Source organism: Rugamonas violacea (assembly GCF_016461825.1).
In the GTDB taxonomy this organism is placed as follows: domain Bacteria; phylum Pseudomonadota; class Gammaproteobacteria; order Burkholderiales; family Burkholderiaceae_D; genus Rugamonas.
Genome location: NZ_JAEMNU010000103.1, coordinates 1 through 4435, shown reverse-complemented (window position 1 = coordinate 4435; position 4435 = coordinate 1). Strand labels below are relative to the sequence as shown.

Sequence of the window (4435 nt, the reverse complement as noted above, 5' to 3'; positions counted from 1 at the left end):
CAGGTAAGCAAAACCGCGCGCCAGCCGAATATAGGTGATATCTGTCGACCACACTTGATTCGGCCGCGTCACCGGAACGCCCCGCAACAGGTATGGATAGACCTTGTGCTGAGGATGCGCCTTGCTCGTGTTCGGTCCCGGCGCCATGCCTGCCAAGCCCATATGGCGCATCAGGCGCTGCACGCGCTTGCGATTGACGACATGACCGCCGTTTCGCAAAAACACCACCATCCGCCGGCTGCCGTAAAACGGGTGGCTGGTGTACTCTTCATCAATCAGCTCCCGCAGCTTGAGCTCCTCCGCGTCTTCGAGTTGGCCCCGGCACGCAGCATCCATTCGCCGATAGACCGAAGAGCGCGGCACACCCGCCAGCTCGCACTGCATCGCCAACGGCACCTCGTCGCCGCGCTCAATCCATTGCGAGCGCTCGGTCTGAGTCATTCCCCTAGCTTTTTTTTGAGCCAATCGACCTGCATCTTCAGCCGCCCGATCTCGCCATACAGCTTGTCTTCGGGGCTGCTTTCATCGACTGGCTTGGGGCCACGCTTGGCATCAAACAAGGCTGCCGCGTTGTCCAGGATTTCCTTCTTCCATTGGCCAACCAGTACTGGATGCACGCCGTACTCCTGCGCGATTTCCGTCACCGTCTTCACTCCGCGCACCGCCTCAAGGCCCACCTTACCCTTGAACTCCGCCGTGTGCACTCGCCGTTTTTTTCCTTCACTCATTTGCTGTCATCCTTTCACGGACCACAGCTTAAACCATCGTCTCAAATTCGGGATCCACTATAGACAGAGTGTTCGGCGCTCATGATTTGGCCTTTTTGTTTTTATCTACGCGATTTCCGCCCACGGTTTCGGCGATGACGATTTCCCATAGTGCCCCGGTCAACAGAGGAACGCAGGGCGGTAACTCACCTGTGCTGTAATAGTTGGAATTTCCCTCAATCAGCTCTCGTCGCCACGGAATCTCGACACCCCAATGCTCGTTGTGTTGCAATAGGAATTTATCCCACGTTAGAATCCCAGGACGCTGAGTAAAAGTGGCACTCGGCTTCCTCAACCGCCAATCCGCCACCGCGCACAGATAGGCATAAAACATCGGATCGGTCGCCGCCCGCCCCCTGCCGATGGCGATGTCGTAGGCGGTGACCCGCTTGTGGTTTTCCTTGTTGCCGATGATGGCGCCGTGGAAGGACTTGGCGCTCAGTCCGTGCTGCCAGCGCAACCGTCCCTCGTTGGGACTTTCCTCCACCGTCGCAATGAATTTATCGCCGATGTAGGACGCGTTGAGAATCGTGCGCTGATCGTCTCCCTGGCGGCCTTTTTCCTCGTTGTACGCCCGGGTCATTTTGTCGATCTCATGTCGCGAAACCGGCTCGCTGCGTTTATCTTGCGTGTCGTTATCGAACGTCTCCTGGCCCGCGCGCGGATCGGGACGTTCCTCGAACCCGGTGCGCATACCGACGTCGCTGGTCACGGCGATCGCCGCATCGAGCGGATCGACGTCCTCGCAAGGGCCACGGTCTTCAAGCTTGCGCTTGGCGTGCGCGGAATTTGGCGGGACGTTTTGGGGCGCCGTCTCGGCGGCACCGCTGAGCACAGCCTCGACCGGCACGCGCAACGCTTCGCCGGTGATCGTGCGGATGCCGTTGCGCTGCTCTGCGGGCTTGGCCCTCGAATACGCCGGCCAGGTCGCCACCGGGAAATGCGCACGCAACGCGCGTCCGGACTCCTCCACATGCGCATGATCGTCCTCGCCCTTGAGCCGCAAGAGATAATCATAGGGAGGAGCCGAACCCACCAACACCGGCCCGCGCGCGTCGGTGGTGGGCGCTGTGCGCAGCTTGCTGGTAAACACCCGTTGATAAAATCCTCTGCCCAACTCGTTCAATGCCTGGCGTGTCGTCTTGGCCGCTTGCAGCGTTTGGCGTCCGGTCGGTACGAAGCCGCCGGACCGGGGGTCGTAGATTTTTTCGGGCGCCATGGCCCATTGCGTGCCTTCGATAAAGTCAGGCACGCCCTGCCAGCCTATGCCCTGGATATTGTCCAGCGCGACGGTCATGTCCTGCGGGCAAAAGTAGAGGTAGACCTTGCCCCGGTTGTCGCGGTCGAGTTCGGCCTTCCACAGGCCGCCGACGATGCCGTCGTGCAGTTTGTGCTCGGCCAGCGTGGCAAACTTCGGTTCGCCGGCCGACGGTTTACGCTCGACGACGCGGCGCACGATGTTGACCAGCGTTTGCAAGCGGGCATGCAGCGATTGCATGCCGTCGATGGCGGCGTAGTGCGGCCTCATCGCTTCGTCCACACCGCCCGTCAAATACCGAGCGCCCTTTGTTACGGAACTCTGCACCGTGTCCACCAGGCTGTACGGTGGATGGGTCAGGACCAGCGTATCCGCCGGCCTCAGCCCTTTTTCCGCCAGCATGGCCTGGGCCAGCAAGGTCAGCATGCAGCCCTGGCTGTGCGCAACCACCGTCACCGTTTCGTCTTCGTGGTAGTCGCGTATCATCGAAATGAGGGCGGCGAGGCGCGACGCCGCCAGCACCATGTACAAGCGCCCCGGGCCGTCGACCAGCGGACGCAGCGCGTCGCCGCCGATATCGCCCGGCGAACCGAAGCCCCGGTTCCACATGTCCGGCAGGGAACTGGTGGCGTTGCCGTGGCCCCCCTGCAGATTTGGAGCACGGCGATGGTGCCGCCAATGCGTATCGTCATCATTCGGTATAGAAATTTGCCACGGTCGAGATCAATGCCGCGCCGCAGGTCGTTTTGTGGCCTTGATAGGCAACCGCCTTGCCGTCAATCGTATGGTTGGGGTCGCCTTCAGCCACCCGGCAGTTGCTGTGGCCGGGAATGGGACAAATGCACTGGTCGCCCACCAGGATGACTGCGATGTCGCCGACCGTGAAATGGGGCGCGCCGCTTTCCAGCACCTTGCCGCCGTGTGAGGTTGGGTCGCCTAAACGTATGACTTTTGGCATGATGATTCCTTTTCAGTGGCTTGCCGCAGTAACGGCAGGAATGACAGGGTCTTGGTAATTGACCGGATCGATGGCTTGCGTGGCGCGATGCTGGAACACATCGCGCTCGGCCTGGGCTTGGCGCTTCTCGTCCGACGGCGGGCTGATGAAAATGATGCTCGCCTCGCCCCGATCGCGCAGGTTGACGGCCGCGCTGACGCCGCCGTCGATATAGCTGCCCATCACGCCGATCGCCATCTGCACGAAGAAGGTCGCGGCGCCCGTGTTGCCGAGGCGGTGGTCGGTGTCGATGTACTGGGTGGATTTACCGGAGTCTATTTCGTGGCCGCCATGCGCCGCGTGGTCGTTCAAAACGTGATGCAGCGCGATGGTCTGCTCGGTGTTGCCACCGGTTCCGGCGATGATGCGGGCCGGTGCCTTGCTGCGCTCGGCCTCGGGCAGGTTTTGCAGAGCCTGCCGCCACCCAGCCAGCAGCGCTTGCTGGCGGGCGTCGCGGCGCTCCAGCGGTTTGCCGTGCTCGTCCGTCATTTTGACGAAGGTCGGCCGGTGGACGTAGCCCAGACTGGGCAGGCTGTCGAAGGTGCGCAACTGCTCCTTGGTCCAGGGGATGGGGAACCACGGTGTTGGCTTCCAGCCGCGCGGCGGGCGGTTGATCGGGTGGTCGACATGGTGGGCGAGGTTGGATAACGTGCCCTGATTCACGACGTCGTGGCGCTTGGCGAACGCGGCACTCGCTTCCAACCATTCGCTGACGGACGGTGTTCGAACGACACGATCCGAAATTTCACGGTGCGATGAATCCGCGCCGATTTCTTTGGCTGTGCGGCTGGATGTCTTCCGGCCCGGTTGCGGCAGGTCTTCTCTTAGCGTCCCGTACATCCAGCGTAATTTTTCATGTAAGAAATCGTCGTCCGGGTCATCCCAAACGAACTTCCGCAACGGTTCGACGCGCTCACGCCGCGCCAGCACGAACACGGCAGAGGCGTCGGGCATCTCCGTGACGTAGTAGCCGTCCTTTAATAACCGCGGTGTATCAGGGGGCCGCGCCGAATCGCGCATTCCCATGCCATCGATAGCGGTAAAAACCACGTAGGGAACGTCCGGATGTGCATCGAAGAACGTAAATATCTCCTCCAGAATCCGGTCCGGTCGCTCCGCCAGCATCCATGGTGCGGTGACAAATAAGTGGAACCCAAGGTTCGCGCCCGAAATAGCGCCAGTAATAGGATCGTCGGCAGGAGGATTGGCCGATTCTGGATCTGGGCTGGTTGCAAAAAATGATGGAACGCCCCAATACATCGGCGTATGAGCGAAACTGTTCCGCAAGGCGTCGTCGACTCTCTTTCCGCCTAGACCGTCCTGCTGTGGTCAAGTAATTTCGGACACGACGATAGGTTGGCGTGCTGCCATTTTCCGTTCGTAGACGGTGGGCGACAGATTGCCCAATGCTGA

Annotated in this window: 3 protein-coding genes and 2 pseudogenes; all 5 read right to left on the bottom strand. The window is 60.9% G+C overall.

Annotation, left to right across the window (positions count from 1 at the left end):
- Window positions 1-728, bottom strand: a pseudogene (locus H7U20_RS19425) (IS3 family transposase); the annotation flags it as partial.
- A 79-nt stretch (window positions 729-807) separates the two neighbouring features.
- Entirely contained in the window at window positions 808-2676 is a 1869-nt protein-coding gene (locus H7U20_RS19420) for a T6SS effector phospholipase Tle3 domain-containing protein (protein ID WP_458351871.1), read from the bottom strand.
- Window positions 2677-2716: 40 nt separating this feature from the next.
- Window positions 2717-2983 (bottom strand): PAAR domain-containing protein, encoded by a 267-nt coding sequence (locus H7U20_RS19415; protein ID WP_199760798.1) that lies wholly within the window; start codon window positions 2981-2983, stop codon window positions 2717-2719.
- Window positions 2984-2995: 12 nt separating this feature from the next.
- Window positions 2996-3976 (bottom strand): hypothetical protein, encoded by a 981-nt coding sequence (locus tag H7U20_RS19410; RefSeq protein ID WP_370593194.1) that lies wholly within the window; start codon window positions 3974-3976, stop codon window positions 2996-2998.
- A 72-nt stretch (window positions 3977-4048) separates the two neighbouring features.
- Window positions 4049-4318 (bottom strand): annotated as a pseudogene (locus tag H7U20_RS30960) (type VI lipase adapter Tla3 domain-containing protein); the annotation flags it as partial.
- Between the last annotated feature and the right edge of the window lie 117 nt (window positions 4319-4435).